This window comes from Methanimicrococcus hongohii (genome assembly GCF_032594095.1).
Lineage (GTDB): Archaea > Halobacteriota > Methanosarcinia > Methanosarcinales > Methanosarcinaceae > Methanimicrococcus > Methanimicrococcus hongohii.
In genome coordinates, this window is the sequence record NZ_CP131059.1 from 1,639,184 (window position 1) to 1,655,054 (window position 15,871).

At 43.6% G+C, this 15,871-nt stretch carries 13 protein-coding genes and 1 tRNA gene; 4 read left to right on the plus strand and 10 right to left on the minus strand.

Annotated elements, in window-relative coordinates:
• Positions 1–2: 2 nt before the first annotated feature.
• The 3 genes from arcS to MmiHf6_RS07315 form a co-directional block, all read right to left on the minus strand.
• Positions 3–2,099 (minus strand): archaeosine synthase subunit alpha, encoded by a 2,097-nt coding sequence (arcS, locus tag MmiHf6_RS07305; protein ID WP_316557140.1) that lies wholly within the window; start codon positions 2,097–2,099, stop codon positions 3–5.
• Between the two features lie 16 nt (positions 2,100–2,115).
• Positions 2,116–2,481: a hypothetical protein gene (locus MmiHf6_RS07310; RefSeq protein ID WP_316557141.1), complete on the minus strand. Its 366-nt coding sequence runs from the start codon at positions 2,479–2,481 to the stop codon at positions 2,116–2,118.
• Between the two features lie 365 nt (positions 2,482–2,846).
• The gene (locus tag MmiHf6_RS07315) at positions 2,847–3,374 is read right to left on the minus strand and encodes a DNA-3-methyladenine glycosylase I (RefSeq protein WP_316557142.1); all 528 of its coding nucleotides are present in this window, start codon (positions 3,372–3,374) and stop codon (positions 2,847–2,849) included.
• 218 nt (positions 3,375–3,592) lie between these two features.
• Here MmiHf6_RS07315 and MmiHf6_RS07320 point away from each other — a divergent pair, with 218 nt between their 5' ends.
• From MmiHf6_RS07320 to MmiHf6_RS07330, 3 genes are all read left to right on the plus strand, one after another.
• Positions 3,593–4,150, plus strand: a complete 558-nt coding sequence (locus tag MmiHf6_RS07320; protein ID WP_316557143.1) for a ferritin family protein — start codon at positions 3,593–3,595, stop codon at positions 4,148–4,150.
• A gap of 368 nt (positions 4,151–4,518) precedes the next feature.
• A complete protein-coding gene (locus MmiHf6_RS07325) occupies positions 4,519–5,889 on the plus strand; it encodes an FAD-binding oxidoreductase (RefSeq protein ID WP_316557144.1) in 1,371 nt (456 codons plus the stop codon).
• A 95-nt stretch (positions 5,890–5,984) separates the two neighbouring features.
• Positions 5,985–7,079, plus strand: coding sequence for a (Fe-S)-binding protein (locus tag MmiHf6_RS07330; RefSeq protein ID WP_316557145.1), 1,095 nt, complete (start codon positions 5,985–5,987; stop codon positions 7,077–7,079).
• A gap of 216 nt (positions 7,080–7,295) precedes the next feature.
• Here the strand turns inward: MmiHf6_RS07330 and MmiHf6_RS07335 are convergent, their stop codons facing one another.
• From MmiHf6_RS07335 to MmiHf6_RS07365, 7 genes are all read right to left on the minus strand, one after another.
• The gene (locus tag MmiHf6_RS07335) at positions 7,296–8,147 is read right to left on the minus strand and encodes a hypothetical protein (RefSeq protein ID WP_316557146.1); all 852 of its coding nucleotides are present in this window, start codon (positions 8,145–8,147) and stop codon (positions 7,296–7,298) included.
• A gap of 81 nt (positions 8,148–8,228) precedes the next feature.
• Entirely contained in the window at positions 8,229–10,157 is a 1,929-nt protein-coding gene (locus tag MmiHf6_RS07340; protein ID WP_420891327.1) for a YgiQ family radical SAM protein, read from the minus strand.
• An 822-nt stretch (positions 10,158–10,979) separates the two neighbouring features.
• Positions 10,980–11,633 carry an MBL fold metallo-hydrolase gene (locus tag MmiHf6_RS07345; protein ID WP_316557148.1) on the minus strand — a complete coding sequence of 218 codons (654 nt, stop codon included), beginning with the start codon at positions 11,631–11,633 and terminating at the stop codon, positions 10,980–10,982.
• A gap of 116 nt (positions 11,634–11,749) precedes the next feature.
• Complete coding sequence (locus MmiHf6_RS07350; protein ID WP_316557149.1) at positions 11,750–13,228, minus strand: RtcB family protein; 1,479 nt, start codon at positions 13,226–13,228, stop codon at positions 11,750–11,752.
• A 277-nt stretch (positions 13,229–13,505) separates the two neighbouring features.
• The gene (locus tag MmiHf6_RS07355; protein ID WP_316557150.1) at positions 13,506–13,955 is read right to left on the minus strand and encodes an archease; all 450 of its coding nucleotides are present in this window, start codon (positions 13,953–13,955) and stop codon (positions 13,506–13,508) included.
• A gap of 125 nt (positions 13,956–14,080) precedes the next feature.
• Positions 14,081–14,776, minus strand: coding sequence for a CDP-alcohol phosphatidyltransferase family protein (locus tag MmiHf6_RS07360; protein ID WP_316557151.1), 696 nt, complete (start codon positions 14,774–14,776; stop codon positions 14,081–14,083).
• Between the two features lie 158 nt (positions 14,777–14,934).
• A complete protein-coding gene (locus MmiHf6_RS07365; RefSeq protein WP_316557152.1) occupies positions 14,935–15,546 on the minus strand; it encodes an aldolase in 612 nt (203 codons plus the stop codon).
• Between the two features lie 209 nt (positions 15,547–15,755).
• Here MmiHf6_RS07365 and MmiHf6_RS07370 point away from each other — a divergent pair.
• Positions 15,756–15,827: transfer RNA gene (locus MmiHf6_RS07370), tRNA-Thr, on the plus strand.
• The last annotated feature ends 44 nt before the right edge of the window (positions 15,828–15,871 follow it).

Genomic DNA, 15,871 nt, shown 5'->3' on the forward strand with positions numbered 1-15,871 from the left:
TTTTAATTCCCTTCTTCTCTGATGTATTTTGTATGTCTCGGCAAAACAGCAACGCCTTTTGTTGACGAATTCATTTCAATGCCGGACATCTTCGATTTTCCGACGCCGATCACATTTTCGCCGAGAATGATGACATCATCGCCGGGGCGAATCGCCGGGTCCGCTTCAACGATTCCGGGCGCAAGCAGCGAACCTTTGGGCAGGAAATTATCAATGGTAACGGTATATTGACCGTCATATTTGTCCGATTTGATTATTTTTTCGGCGGCGGCAATTGAAAATGCAAGCTGACCAAACTGCGGCACCAAAACGGCGAGCTGTGTTTTATCGTCCAAAAGCATGAATTTGGGAAAGTTTCCTTTGATTGTCGTCTCTTCCGTAAACAGCGCGTCTGCAAGCGGTCCGATCTGGTATCTCGCAATTGCTTTTGTCTGATCCATTTTTTCTTCCGTTCCGCCTCTTTTCAATAAATTCGGGCGCGGTCTGTGTGTCTCGGATTCTTTTACGGGCGTTGCTTCTTCAACGATTTTATCAACGGCGGTTCTTAAATTTTTCAAACTCGCTTGCGACGCGGGGCTTCTTTCAACTGTATAAGTCATGGAAATGCCGAGTTTCGCGGAGACCGCTTCGCATATTTCACGGTACGGGCCTTCGACGTGAGCGATAATGTGTTTGTAAAGATCTTTATTTTTGATCAAATATTGTTCCAAAAGACCGCCGACCCACGCGCGTTCTTCCAAATCCCAATGTCCCGTTACGGTCGTGTCGTAATGAGCGGCGGGATATGTCAATTCAAGTTCGCGCGGAATGATTCCCATCGGCGATGTGATGATCAATTCGTTGACATATTTGCGGTTGCGTTCGATGGATTGAATAAATCTTTGATGTGATGCCGAAATCGAATACGGCTTCTTTGACGAGCACGGGAAAATCACAAGAATTTCTTTTTTCGGCGCTTCATAATTTTCCATTATTCGATTGGCAAAGCGCCGGATTTCTGCGCGGTTTTGGGATTCGGCTGTCGTTGCGTAAATCGTTTCTCTTCGAAATGTCGGCGCCGTCTTTTCGGCAAGCGGACTGCTGTCAAAGAGACGAAGAAGTCCGGTGAGCCAGGTTCGGACGCGGCATTGTCCTTCGATATATTCACGAAGCGCTCCTCTCCTGATTTTTTCGCGAACAAGCGTGATTTCCGCTTCAAGCGCATTGACATTGTGTTTTGAAAGCAAAACGTATCTTTCGGATGCCGGCATTTCTCTCAATTCTTTTGCCGTCAATCCGGTGCATGCGCCGCATCGGCAGGGAAGTTCGGTCATGTCTTCTAAGAAAAAAGTTCCGGCGCTTGTCATATATTTGTTGGAATATCCGCCGACTTCGGCGCGGGTTGTATCTAAAATGTCGGCGCCTAAATAAATCAAAACGGCAGCATTTTCAGGTGTTGCCAAATTCGGAAGCCAAAGAGCGGTGTCGGCGGGAAGTCTTTCTTTGACGTTTAAGAAAGCTTCAAAGAAACCGATTGAATCATCATCAAAAGAGCCGGCGCTTTCCATAATATATACATCGGATCCTGTTTTTTCAACGGCAAAAATCTCTTTTCCCGCAGTTTTTTCTTCCCGTCCGCATTCATCACCGCAAACACACTCTTCCGATTCAATTGTTTTTGAATATTTTATGGGACGAATAACAGCAGCGGTCGGACATTTTCCGATAATTTCTTTTTCATTGATTTTTTCATACACTTTCTGTTGACGTTTTTCATAATCTTCTTCGGGATATGTCAGCGTGTATTGATTTCTCGGCAGGATTAAAAGTTCGGATTCGGATTTGGGTTTGGACTCGGGTTCGGATTCGAATTCGGAAATGTTTGAAAAAACGCTTTCGATTTTTTCATCAACTTTGTCATCGCCTGTTTCTGTTTCCCAAAGTGTTCCCAAATCTTTTATCGGAAGTTCTCCGGCGGCGAGTTTGGATGAATTGATCAAATAAGGTGTTTGAATAAAAGAAGCCGCCGCTTTTTCGGCGGTATTATTTGATTTTGAAATGTAAAGTTTTCCGATGCGAGCCGGTCCGTCTCGGTCATCGACTTCAAAGAATTTTGTCATGGACTTTTAAACCGTGTCATTGAATAAAAAAACTCTCATTTGATTTGTGAAATTCAATGAAAAAACGGGGTTGGGATGGAAATTCAATTAAAAAGCGGGAGTCGAGTTTGAAAGTAATTAAAAATACGGGGCCGGGTTGAAAATCAAATGAAAATGCGGCGATTCGCGCGTGACGGCGGGCGCAGTTGCCAGCGCAAACCTGTAGGTAGCAGCGGAAACAGAAACCTGTAGGTAGCGGCGGCAACAGAAACCTGTAGGTAGCAGCGGAAACAGAAACCTGATTGACAGCAGCAACACTAAAAGACAGTTGCAGATTGGCAGGCTTAGCCGGAGCCGACAGCAAAAGACAGTCGCAAGAACACACTTCGCAGGAGCCGAACACAGCTGAAAAATCAGGCAGTTTCTAATTTTTCGTTTCGTATGGTTAGAATCTCCAACTCCTTCTTTCCTCCGCTGCGCTTCGGAAACGCGTCGTTGGAGGGGGCGGTTTTTGAATTTTTATTCAATCTAAAATTGGTTGAAACATCATCTTTATCAAATTAATTCAAAAACGGAACGCCAATTTTTTAATAAAATCTATCTTTTTTAGGATTTTATTGGGCGTTCATGTTCACCGATTTTGAAAATTGGATGTTTAGGTTTCATCCAAAAATAAAACAAAAATGAAGGACAAGTTTGAAAATCAAATGAAAAATGGAGCCATTCGCGCGCGGCGCTGCCGGATGCAAACGCAATCCAATTTTTATTTTACTCATCGCAGAATTCGCAGCTTTCCAAATGATCATTTACCATGCCGATCGATTGCATATATGCGTAAATGATCGTTGAGCCGACAAACGTAAAACCTAATTTTTTCAAATCTTTGCTGATTCGGTCAGAAAGTTCCGTGTTTGCGGGGATTTCCGAATTCGTTTTCGGACGGTTTTGAATCGGTTTGCCGTCAACATAAGCCCACATAAATTCGTCCAGCGAACCGTGTTTTTCAACCAGTTTGAAATACGCTTTTGAATTGGTCACGGCAGCTTTCACTTTTAATCGATTTCTGATGATTCCGGCGTTTGAAAGCAATTCAGCCGCCTTTTTTTCATCATAATCTTTCATAATTTCGGGATCAAAATTATCATACGCTTCTCGCATTGCTTCGCGCTTTTTCAAAATTGTTGTCCAGCTCAAACCTGCTTGCTGCCCTTCCAAAATCAGCATTTCAAAAAGCATTTTTTCATCATGAAGCGGCTTTCCCCACTCTTCATCATGATACTTTTCTTCTATCGGCAACCTCGCCCAATCACATCTTCTTTTTTCCGGCATTTTATCACGCTAAAATATTTACAATATTTTTTACAACACTTTAATTTTTACAACACTTATTACATATTTATTACAAATATTCATTCTTTGTTTTTTTTGTTTTTTTCCGTTTTTGTATTCGGGATACCAAAATATTTCTGCATTTTAATATAAAATATTTATACCATCAATGCAATTTTATAATTATGCCAGAATTCGGTAATCCTTTTGCCGGCCTTAAAAGCGGCCGTAAGCTGACGCATGAAGAACTCGTTCGCGCCATTCGTTTTATGGTGTCCGCCGAGTACGAAGCCATTCAGCTTTATGAACAGCTCGCAGAATCAACAGACAACGAACTCGCAAAAGACGTTCTGATCGACATCGCCAACGAAGAAAAAGTTCATGCCGGAGAATTCCTGCGTCTGCTTCGCGAACTTCAGCCCGATGAATTGAAATTCTACAGAGAAGGCGAAGAAGAAGTCGAAGAAGAAATTGCAAAAATGAAAAAGCCCGCCGCCAAAACGGCAGCTAAAGCGCCCGCAAAAGCAGCAGCAAAGCCTGCAGCCAAGACGACGGCAGCAAGAGCAACAGCAAAACCTGCACCTGCAGCTAAAACGGCAGCAGCCAAAACAGTTGCAAAACCTGCAGCGAAAGCGCCCGCAAAAGCAGCAGCAAAACCCGCAGCCAAACCGGCCGCAACAAGAGCAGCAGCAAAACCTGCAGCTAAGACGGCAGCAGCAAAAAAAGCACCTGCAAAAAAATAATTTGAATCATTTTTATGATTCATACTTTTTTATTTTTAACGGACAGCGAATGCCGTCTCTGTGTTTCAGATGACGGTTTGTTTTATGATTTCAAGTTTCGATTTATTTTGTGATTTGTTATGACATTTATGATAAAACAATAACAATTCCAAACTTTCAAATCAGGCTCAGTCGCTCTATTCATGACATTTGATTTTTCTTCTCAAAAACGTCACATAATAAAATATAAATAATGAATCAACATGAAAATGCAAACAGAATATAAATTGCATTTCGCATGCGTTTTTTATCATTCATAAATTTTATTATTTTATTTTTTACATCATAATCGCATAACTGCAAAATTATTGCAAACGGTCAGTAAATTTATGGATCATTTCGAAGAACTCAAAAAAATATGTGTCGGACGAACAACGAACGCGCCCGCCGAGCTTTGCTGTTACGCAGCCGACGGCTCCCAAATCAAAGGAAAACCCGATTACGTTCTTTTTCCGCACACAACAGAAGAAGTTTCTCAAATTTTAGCTTACGCAAACATTCATTTGATTCCCGTCACGGCGCGCGGCGCGGGAACCGGAATGGCCGGAGGCGCTGTTCCCGTACAAGGCGGCATCCTGCTGGATCTGTCGCAAATGAATCGCATTTTAAGCATCGACATTGACAATATTCAAGTCACGGTCGAAGCAGGTCTGATTGCCGACAAGCTCAACGAAGCGCTCAAACCGTACGGCTTCTTTTTCCCGCCCGATCCGGGAAGTGCTGCCACTTGTACAATCGGCGGCCAAATCGCAAACAACGCAAGCGGAATGCGTTGCGTCAAATACGGAACGACCAAAAATTACGTTTTGAATTTAGAAGTCGTTCTCGCCGACGGCACCGTTATTGAAACGGGGCGCAATTGTTTGAAATCATCCGCCGGCTACGATCTTTCCCGTCTTTATGTCGGCTCGGAAGGAACGCTTGGAATTATCACAAAAGCCGTTTTAAAAATCGCGCCGATTCCGCAAGCCCGCAAATTGGTCATGGTCTCTTTTCCGTCTCCAGAATCGGCAGGGCTTTCCGTTTCCCGTGTTTTTGCAGCCGGCGTTATTCCGTCCGCCTGTGAAATCTTAGACAAAACATCTGTTTCGGTTCTGACAAAATTAGATCCGAATATCATTTTTCCGCGCGACGGCGACGTCGTTTTATTTGAAGTGGACGGCAGCAAAAACGCTGTTGACGAATCTGCGGAAATGCTTGCAAAAGCCTGCGAAGAAATGTCAAGCAGCATCTTGATTACGGATGATCCCGCGAAAATGAAAGAAATCTGGGACGCCCGCAGAATGGTCGGCGCCGCCGTTTCCAAATTGGACCCGACAAAAACGCGCGTTTACGCGGGCGAAGATTTGGGTGTTCCGATTCGGAAATTGCCGGAAGCGATCTCAAAAGTTTATGAAATTACAAATGAAGTCGGCATCACGCCGATGATTTACGGGCACGTCGGCGACGGAACAGTCCACGTCGGCTTGTTCATTGACGTTTTAGACGAAAACGATTGGAAAAAACTTCACATCGCCGCCGACAAACTGCATTTGGCAGCCATTGAGCTTGGCGGAACCGTCAGCTCCGAGCACGGCATCGGCGCCGCTCGCGGCATGTATTTGGAAAAACAATGCGGTCCCGCATTTGAAGTGATGAAAGCGATTAAAAAAGCGCTTGATCCGAACGGGATTTTAAATCCGGGAAAATTGGGACTTTAAAACAAATTGGGACTTTAAAACTTTAGACTTTAAGACTTTAAAAATAGAATTAATCTGAATTATAAAAACGATTTTAAGAGAGGGTTTTGAGAGTTATGGCTTTTGAATCAGTGGATAAACGAGATTTATATCGCTGCGTTTCCTGCGGCAACTGCCGCTCGGTCTGTCCTGCTTTTGAGCAGACCGGCCGCGAATCCAAAAACACGCGCGGCCGCATTTTAGTTATCCGCGACATTTATGAAGGAAATTTAACGGACGACTCCGTTTTTGACAGCATCAACACATGCACGACTTGCGGTTACTGCACGGTTGCCTGTCCCGCAGGTGTTCACCCGCCCGATTTGGTTGAAGGCGCACGCGGCGGATTAGTCGCCGCAGGCAAAATGACGCCGACGCAGATGAAAATCCGCGACACAGTGACAAAATACGCCAACACGCTCGGCGATTCCGGCTCAAGATGCGGCTGGCTGGAAGGAACAGGACTGGCTGTCCCCGAAAATCCGAAAGCCGTTTACTTTGTCGGCTGTTTAGACGCTTACCGCTATCCTGAAACCGCTGTCAATACATACACAATTCTCAGCAAAATGGGTGTCGGGCTTTTGGAAGATGAAAACTGCTGCGCTTCTCCGCTTCTCCGCCTCGGGTTTGTTAACGAAGCAAACGATTTGATGAAACACAATATTGAACAAATCAAAAAAAGCGGCGCGGATACGATTATTGCAGGTTGCGCCGGCTGTTACAACACGCTTAAAAACAATTACGATCTTGACGGCATCAAAGTCGTTACCGTTTCTGAATATCTTGTTTCTCATTTGGAAGATTTGAAAAAAGCGGGACTCGGAAAGCTTGATTTGAAAATCACTTATCACGATCCGTGTCATTCCGGGCGCCACAATAACGTTTTTGATGAGCCGCGCGAACTCATTTATGAAATCGTCGGCAAAGACAATTTGATCGAAATGAAAACAATTCGAGAAAAGTCAAGATGCTGCGGCGGCGGCGGCGGCGTTCGCTCGGGCTTTAATGATTTGTCTTTGGCAATGGCCAAAAGAAGATTGGAAGACGTTCCAAGCGGCGTTGATTATATCGTCACGACCTGTCCGCTTTGCCTGCGCAATTTAAGAGATGCGGGAGGCGACATTCCCGTGATTGATTTGGTTGAATTGATCAGAATGTCGATTGAAAAATAATTTTAAAAATCATGCATTTTCAGTTCTTCTGCATTTTTTTATTTCAGTGATTTATTGCAATCGCAGCCGCCATCCGTTTTCCGGCTGCTGCCGCCGCGCGCGAACGGCACAATTTTTCAAAAAATAATTCAAAAGAAAACTGCGTTTTTCAAAAAAATAATCCAAAAGAAAACCGGTTTTTAAAAAAATAAAATGAAAAACATCCGGCGAATTGTTTTACAGATGTTTTTTCAGGAAATTGCGGATTTCTTCGGAATTTGCCCAGCCTTCGTCAAGCTTTGCAATAACTTCTTCGATTTCATCGCACTGAATGATGATTTTCTCTGAAGCGTACGGGTCTCTCGAAGTCTCGGCCAGCAAAACAACGCTTGAGAGCGGGTTTCTGATGTTGTCAATGACGGTTGCGAACTGTTCAATGTTTGCTTCCAAACGCTCGTAAGAGATGCGTTTCATTTCTTCGTCGCGCTTGTTTGCCGTAATATCGATTGCGAGCAAAACATATCCGGTGACTTCACCGTCATCATTTTTGGCGACATTTGAAATGACTTGCCAATATTTGCCTTTCAAACTCTTGATTTCAGAAGCAATGTCTTTCTTTTCAAGAAATTCTTCAAACATTACATTGATAGTTTCGGACGGAAACAGCCGGTCTCCTAATTCTTTTATGGAATTTCCGACAATATCGGATTCTGTCAAATTTGTTTCCGTATAAAATGAGCGGCTGACCCATTTGATTTTGTATTCATTTGTCATGTAAATAACAATTTCGGGAACAGCATCTAAAATCATATTTTTTTCAATATCAGTTTGCTTTGCAACACCTTTTGCTTTCAAAACCTGATTAATCAGGCGCGCAAGCAAAACGCCGAATACAAAACAAAGAAGCAGAATCACTAAATTTAAAAACAGTCCTTCGTTTGTCGTCATCGGTTCAAATAAAAATTTCAGCATTTCAGTAAAATCTGCCGTCTCCGGATCGGCCGCGACGAATCTTGAAAACAATTCCGCCGCAATAAACAAAACGCCGACGAGGACTGATAAAATGATGACTTTGTATTCTAATTTCATTTTGACCCTGTTCTTAAATTTTGAATTTTAAATGCATTGACTCTATTTAATATTCACGTCATAATAAAGAATTTTAATCTTTTAATAATAATTATTATAACGGTTACGTGAAGCCGGAACCAAACAATGCGGACCGCTGCCGATCAAATCTTCTCTTCCGGCAGTTTCCAGCGCTTTTTGAATCATTTCACGATTGTCCGGATTTCTGAATTGAAGCAAAACGCGCTGCATTTTCTTTTCCGTTCTCGTCACCGGAACATAAATTTCTTCCATCGTAAACGGATCAAGTCCCGTATGGAACATGCACGTTGAAATCGTCATCGGTGTCGGTGTAAAATCCTGGACTTGTTCAGTGTAGCGGTTGTTGTCACGAATGTATTCCGCCATTTCAACAGCGTTTTCCATCGTGCATCCCGGGTGTCCCGAAATTTGGAATGTCACTAAAAACTGTTTTAATCCGAGATCTTTGTTGACTTCTTTGAATTTCTTCTCAAATTTTTCAAAAGCGGCGCGGTTCGGCTTTCTCATGGCTGCCGTTACGTTGTCGCAGAAATGTTCGGGCGCTACTTTCAGCTGTCCGCCGACGTGGTATTGACAAAGCGTTTCCAAATAACCGTCATCCTGAATCGCCAAATCGAATCTGACGCCGTATCCCGTCAGCACTTTTCTGACATCAGGCATTTCTCGAAGCGTTTTTAAAAGTTTCAAAAGTCTGTCATGACTCGAATTCAGTGACGGGCAGACAGTCGGAACCAAACAGTTTTTGTGCGTGCAGGCGCCTTTCTTCTCCCATGTCGGGCAGCTCATGCCGTACATATTGGCGCTCGGTCCCCCGATTCCGTTGATGATGCCGTTGAAATCAGGCGAATCGATAATCGTTTCAGCTTCTCTGATGATGGATTCTTCGCTTCGGTTGCTGATTGCGCGTCCCTGGTGCTGCGTAATGGCGCAGAAAGAGCAGCCGCCGAAGCAGCCGCGATGGCTTGTAATGGAATTTTTGACAACATCCAAACCGGGAACGCCTTCTTCGTAAGACGGATGTTCCAATCGAAGATACGGCAATTCATAAACTTCATCCATTTCAGCCTCCGTTAATTCGCGCATCGGCGGATTTTGAATGATAACGGTTTTCGGATGCGGTTGCACAAGTTTTTTTCCCGAAACAGGATTTTGATTTTCATAAATAATTTTAAAAGCGCGCGCATACTGCTCTTTGTTTTCGGAAACTTCGCTAAAACTCGGAAGTTCAATATATGAATCGCTTTTTAATGACTTTGAATATTCTGATTCATGCTCAGCTTCTCTTTTGGATTCGTATCCCGGCTCAGATTTTGATTCGTTCATCTCAGATTTGGAATCATTCATTTCAGATTTGGAATCATTTTCTGTTTGATTTTTGATATTTTTCCATTCGCGGACGGGCATTTTCCAAACTGTTCCCGAAATATCTCTGATTTCGGAAATCTTTTCGCCGCTGTTCATTCGGGCGGCAATTTCTTTGATTTGAAGTTCGCCCATGCCGTAAACGATCAAATCAACAGGCGCATCGGCTAAAACGGATTGGCGCACATCATTGGACAAATAATCGAATTCCGCAAAGCGCCGAAGCGATGCTTCAATGCCACCGGCAACGATCGGAATGTCAGGATACGCTTGGCGGAGGCGGTTTGCGTAGGCGATGACGGCGCGATCCGGGCGCAGTCCGGGCTGCCCGCCGGGCGAGTACATATCGCTTTCACGTTTGTAAAGAAGAGGCGTGTAATTGTTGACAAGAGAATCGGCATTGCCCGCGCTGACAGAGAAAAACAGTCTCGGTTTTCCGAGAACTTCAAAAGCGTCTTTGCTTGTCCAATCGGGCTGAGCAATGACGCCGACGCGGAATCCCGCATGTTCTAATACGCGGCCGATGATCGCCGTTCCAAAACCCGAGTGGTCGACGTAAGCGTCGCCCGTAATTAAAATGATGTCAAGTTCGTCCCAGCCTTTCTGCCGGGCTTCTTCAAGACTCATCGGTAAAAAGTCGCCGGCTCTTTTCAAAGCTTCTTGCCGGCGTTTCTCAAAAAAATGATTCACCTTTTTTTCGGGGTATTCCCCGTTAATTTCGTTTTTTTTTGACTCGCTTCGATCCGATCGATTTTGACCGCTGCTGTCTCTGTTACTGCCGCCTCGACTGTTGCCGTCTCGACTGTCGCCGCCTCGACTGTTGCCGTCTCTGCCGTTGCGTTCTCTGCTGCCGCCGTCTCTTCCTTTCTTCTTGTCATCGAATTTGTAATCGTCATCATCGCGTCTGCCGGATGCGGCAGATTTCCATTCAAAGCGGCTCGGTTCGGAAGTCTTCGCGTTTGCGCTTTTAAAACCTGCGCTTTTAAAGCCGGCATTTCTCCCGCCGTCACTTCTCACGTCTGCACTTTTAAATCCCGCGCTTTTGACACCGAGCTGTCCGATCACTTTCTTCGGTTTTTCTTCTTTCGTTTTTGAATCATTTTTGCCTTTCTTTTCATCTTTTTGAATGACAATTTTTGATTTGTCCGCGCCCATTCTTCCGGCTTCCTTTTCAAGACCGATAATTGTTCTGCGGTTGTCGGCTTTTCCGACTTCTACCTTGCTGACCGTCCCGAGCGTTCCGGTTCGGCGCGCAGGTTTATTCTTCTCCGATTTCTTATTTGCTTCTTCCATTTTCCCGTCTCTTCTTTTAATTTATTCGTTTTTTAATTTACTCGTTTTTGATCGTTCTTCTTAATTCATTCTCTTCATTTAAAGATTCACTTTATAAATCACTTTAATCTCATTTCAATTTGTATAATTCCAAATTCCTGTTTCCTAAATAAGACGTTAAGGATTCATTCGGGAGGACATCATTTTTGATAATTCTATCGACCGATTTGCGTTTCCGATTGTCGGGCGCCCGTGTCCCGGACATAAATTTTCAACATCCAATTTCGTCAGCTTATCAATGGATTCCGTCATCTTTTCGGCGGCCGAAATTTTAAAATCCGTTCGGCCGATTCCGCCGTCAGAAAAAACAGTATCGCCCGAAAAAAGCGTTTTTGAATTCGCTTCATATAAACAAATGCAGCCGACGGTATGTCCCGGCGTGTGAATGACTTCCAAATACTCTTCAACGCCTTCTTCATTCGGGCCGATTGCAATCATTTCGCCGCCTTTGTACGTGATGTCCGGCGGGGAACAGGACGCTCTGCTTCCGAAATTCAACGCGCCCGATAAATTGTCTTCGGATAAAAACGGCGCGTCGGCTTCGTGAATGGCGAGTTTCGCATTGCTTCGGCTTAAAATCGCGTTTGCGCAGCCGCTGTGATCGTAATGCGCGTGCGTTAAAATAATGAGTTCAATTTCTTCAATCGGCATCACTTCTTCGATGCATCGCAGAACATAATCTTCCGTCATACCGGTATCGATTATGATTTTTCGATTGATGATATAAATATTGGAATCGTAATATTGCGGAATGATCTCTTCAACTTTCATTTTTCCCTCTCCTTATCGTTTTTATGATTTTTTCATTTTTGCTGATTTCTATTTTTTGATTATTTTTTTGTTTTTGATTGTTTTTGTTATGTTTTTCTTCCTTTCATTTTTATTTTTCAGCCTTTAATAACACCGATCGGAATCAGGCGGGCAACTTTTTGAGCAATTCCGAGACTGTCCACAACGTCAACGACATCGTCGCTGTTTTTGTAAACGCTCGGCGCTTCTTCGGCGATGACGGATGCTCTTTCGGCTCTGACCGTAATGCCCTGCTTTGCCAGCTCTTCCTGAACGGCTTCTCCGCTCATGCTGTCTTTTGCTTTGCCGCGTCCCATCACGCGCCCCGCGCCGTGGCAAGCGCTGCCGAATGACAGCGACATCGAATTCGGCCCGCCTTTCAAAATAAACGAAGGCGTTCCCATGCTTCCCGGAATCAAAACCGGCTGGCCGACATCTCTGTACTGCTGCAAAACTTCGGGGTGTCCCGCAGGAAATGCGCGTGTTGCGCCTTTTCTGTGAACGTAAACATCCTGTTTTTTACCGTCGACCACATGCGTTTCATATTTCGCGATATTGTGCGCGACATCGTAAAGCAATTCCATACCGAGCGCGTCGGTGTCCTTTTTGTAGAATTGTTCAAAAACTTCGCGCGTCCAGTGCATAATGATTTGACGATTCGCCCACGCGTAATTCGCGCCGCATTTCATCGCGTCAAAATAATCCTGCGCCTCTTTGGATTTGACCGGCGCGCAGGCAAGCTGCATATCGGGCACATTGATTTTGTATTTTTTTACAGCTTGGTTCAGCGTCTGCAAATGATCTGTACAAATCTGGTGACCGGCGCCGCGGGAGCCGCAGTGGATCATCACTGTCACCTGCCCCTCGGACAAGCCGTAAGCGGCAGCAGCGGCAGGATCGTAAATCTTGTCAATGTATTGAATTTCCAAAAAGTGATTTCCGCTGCCAAGCGTCCCGAATTGCGGTCTTCCTCTTTTTCTGGCTTTGGTTCCGACTTTTTCGGGTGCTGCGCCTTCCATAAAACCGAGCGACTCGCAATTTTTTGCATCGCTTTCGATTCCGTATCCGGCTTCAACCGCCCACTGTGAGCCGTGCAGAAACGCTTCCGTCAATTCGGTGTCGGTCACTTTAAATTCACCTTTTGAGCCGACGCCTGACGGAATTTTATGAAATAAATTCTCGGTCAGTGTTTTGATGTGCGGAATCGCGTCTTCTTTTTGAAGATTTGTTTTCATTAAGCGAACGCCGCAATTGATGTCAAAGCCGACGCCGCCCGGGCTGATGACGCCTTCTTCATCATCGAAAGCCGCAACGCCGCCGATCGTAAAACCGTAGCCGAGATGGACGTCGGGCATTGCCATCGAATAATCTAAAATTCCCGGCAGCATCGCGACGTTTGCCACCTGGTTAATCGTTTCTTTGTCAATCGTTCCCATTAATTTTTCCGATAAAAAAAGCCTGCCGGGGACATTCATCCCGTATGCATGCGTTTTTGGAATGTCCCAAATGTTGTCGTTGACGCGAGTGAGTTCGTCGGTGACATCCGATTCGTTTTTTTCTTTATTTTGATTTGACATAATTTTCCCTAAATTGAATATTAGATTGAATGATTGTAAAAAATTGAATATTTGAATATTAATTGTAAAACTGAATGATTATAAAACTGAAATGTCGATTTAATAAATTGATTCACTTGATGATTAATAACAGTGATTCATTTCTTTCATTTAAAATGTTTGTCGGCTTTGCGCCTGCCGAAAAAAGAAACGCTGATGACAGATAATCGGTAATTGCAAATGATAATTACAAATGACAATTGCAAATGAGAATTGCAAATGAGAATTGAAAATTTGATTACAAATCTAAAACGACTTCTGCTTCAAATCCGCCTGCTGTCTTTTCAACGCGAATTCCGTTGTATGTGACGGCTTTGACTTCTGTTTTGAAATTATGTTTTGCGGAATCCATCGGCTCGCCCGACACGACGGCTTTTATAAACCGAATCTCTTCGCCGTTTTCTTTTTTTGATCCGACCTCTTTTACGGAAACGGCGCCGAGAACAGTTTCTTCAGCGTCAAACAAAAACAGCAGTTCCGACAAAAAATCAACCATCAAATTTTCCAAATCGACGGTTTTAAGTTCGATTTCAAATTCTGTTTGCGGCTGAATCGTTGAAATGTCGGCGATCACGGAAAGTGTCGCAAGCGCGGCGTTTTCAAAGACTTCTTCCAAAGTCTTTCCGTACGCAATGAATCGGATGTCTGCGACATGGTCCAAATATTTGAAATCGATATTTTGAGACATTGTTTTTCAAAAATGTTATAATTGCTATAATTGTTAAAAATTAAAAAATGTTTAATTTTATATCTTTTCAGTTTTTAATTTTGTATCTTTTCGGTTTTAATTGTTTCATCTTGTTTTTCATTGATTCAAGTTTCTGTTTTTGATTCCGCGGCTGCCGCTTTGTCTTCTTTGTCTAATGCTTTCCAAATGTGATAAATTCTCTGGAATGCTGTAATATGTGAGCCGATCGCGATAATTATCATGGACCATCCGAGGAAGCAAAAGCCGCCGTATGCGGCAGGATGTCCGTTTATGAAAATGTAGCCGAAATCCAAGAAGGTTGCAATCAAAATGATGATCAGACGATCGGCGCGTCCCATGATGCCGCCGTAATATCTGCCGATATCCATCGCCTGCGCCTGCGTCCCGAGGTAGCTTGTTAAGAGAACGCCGACAAGTGCGATGTATCCGATCCACCACGGGCAGAACCCGCCGAAAATGATACCGGAAATGATGAAAACATCAGCGTAGCGGTCAATGACATGATCCAAAAAATCGCCTTTCTTGCCTGCGATTCCGCGAAGGCGTGCAACAGCGCCGTCAAGCGCGTCTAATCCCGAATTGATTAAAACACAAATCGCTGCGACCAAAAGGAAATAATAAGGTGCCTGAAAACCGAAATAATCGTCGCCTGCAATGTAATAGAAAACGCCGGCAAAAATTGAAAATATGCATGATACGATTGAGAGTGTGTTCGGCGAGATGCCGATTTTGATGAATATTTTTGCAATCGGATCGACAATAATTTCTGCAACGTACGGTCTGAGCGAATTAGCGGCCATTGATTATATTTCCTCTTCTCGTTTTAATATCTATACTTATTTCTTTACCTATAAATAAATAACAATTTCGTTCAATCGCTTTAAAATTTAAAGAATTATTTAAAGCAGAATTAAAATCAAAAAAATAAAAATAACACAAAATAAAATAATTAAAATAATCAAAACAAATTTTTCGCTTTGGCATACATATATTTGATTTTCGCAGAATGTTCAAGCTGCGCCGTTATATGATAAGCGTCTTCCAAATTGTCGCCGATTGCAATCGTTCCGTGACCGAGGATGATGACGCCTTTCGTTTCTCCGTTCTTGAACGCTGCCGCCGCGTTTTCCGCGAGTTCTGCGCTTCCGATGCCGCCGCTGATGATCGGAATTTCTTTTAAAAAGAGTTTTCCTTCGCTGTCAACGGGAATAACAGCATCGTTGCCCGCTTCAAATTCCAAAAGCGACATCACAACGGAATACGGGCAATGCGCGTGAAGAATCACTTTCGCATTTGTTTCCCGATAAATTCTGCGGTGAACGGGCGTTTCCGAAGACGCTGTTTTTTCAATTGCCGCGGCAACCGCCGGCTCCGTCATCGTGTCAGCTTCGTCATTAAAGATCGGCACTTCAATCACGCCGCCCTCATCGATTTCATCAAGCGCCGTTTTTGTTTTTGTAATGATGAATGAATTTCCCGAACCCGACCGAACGCTGATGTTTCCGAAATTTGCTTCAACCAATCCGGATTCGACGAGTTTTTTCCCGATCGCTGATATTTTTTGCCGCATATTTTTCCCGCTTAAACTTTTTATGAATTTAGTTTTTAATATTTATTTATAATGAGAATTAGAAAGTTCATTCATTTTTTCGATTTTATTTTTATTTAAATTTTCATTTAAAGCCAAATCGGTTTAATCCTTTAAAAAAGCAGTCATTTTGTCAAATTCCCCCATAAAATTTATTAATTATGAATTGTATGTAAGGGATACTTCAAAGCGCCTCGTTGGCTTAGGGGTATAGCGGCTGACTTGTAATCAGCAGGTCGCGTGTTCAAATCACGCACGGGGCTTAAAACAGAATGTTCAGGTCGCTTAAATCTGAACATTCAAAAAT

Coding starts and splice junctions, on each gene's coding strand:
- MmiHf6_RS07365 (WP_316557152.1), bottom strand. CDS start 15,546: ATGCGGCAAAAAATATCAGCGATCGGGAAAAAACTCGTCGAATCCGGA.
- MmiHf6_RS07325 (WP_316557144.1), top strand. CDS start 4,519: ATGGATCATTTCGAAGAACTCAAAAAAATATGTGTCGGACGAACAACG.
- MmiHf6_RS07340 (WP_420891327.1), bottom strand. CDS start 10,157: ATGAGTCTTGAAGAAGCCCGGCAGAAAGGCTGGGACGAACTTGACATC.
- MmiHf6_RS07330 (WP_316557145.1), top strand. CDS start 5,985: ATGGCTTTTGAATCAGTGGATAAACGAGATTTATATCGCTGCGTTTCC.
- MmiHf6_RS07360 (WP_316557151.1), bottom strand. CDS start 14,776: ATGGCCGCTAATTCGCTCAGACCGTACGTTGCAGAAATTATTGTCGAT.
- MmiHf6_RS07335 (WP_316557146.1), bottom strand. CDS start 8,147: ATGAAATTAGAATACAAAGTCATCATTTTATCAGTCCTCGTCGGCGTT.
- MmiHf6_RS07350 (WP_316557149.1), bottom strand. CDS start 13,228: ATGTCAAATCAAAATAAAGAAAAAAACGAATCGGATGTCACCGACGAA.
- MmiHf6_RS07355 (WP_316557150.1), bottom strand. CDS start 13,955: ATGTCTCAAAATATCGATTTCAAATATTTGGACCATGTCGCAGACATC.
- MmiHf6_RS07320 (WP_316557143.1), top strand. CDS start 3,593: ATGCCAGAATTCGGTAATCCTTTTGCCGGCCTTAAAAGCGGCCGTAAG.
- MmiHf6_RS07345 (WP_316557148.1), bottom strand. CDS start 11,633: ATGAAAGTTGAAGAGATCATTCCGCAATATTACGATTCCAATATTTAT.
- arcS (WP_316557140.1), bottom strand. CDS start 2,099: ATGACAAAATTCTTTGAAGTCGATGACCGAGACGGACCGGCTCGCATC.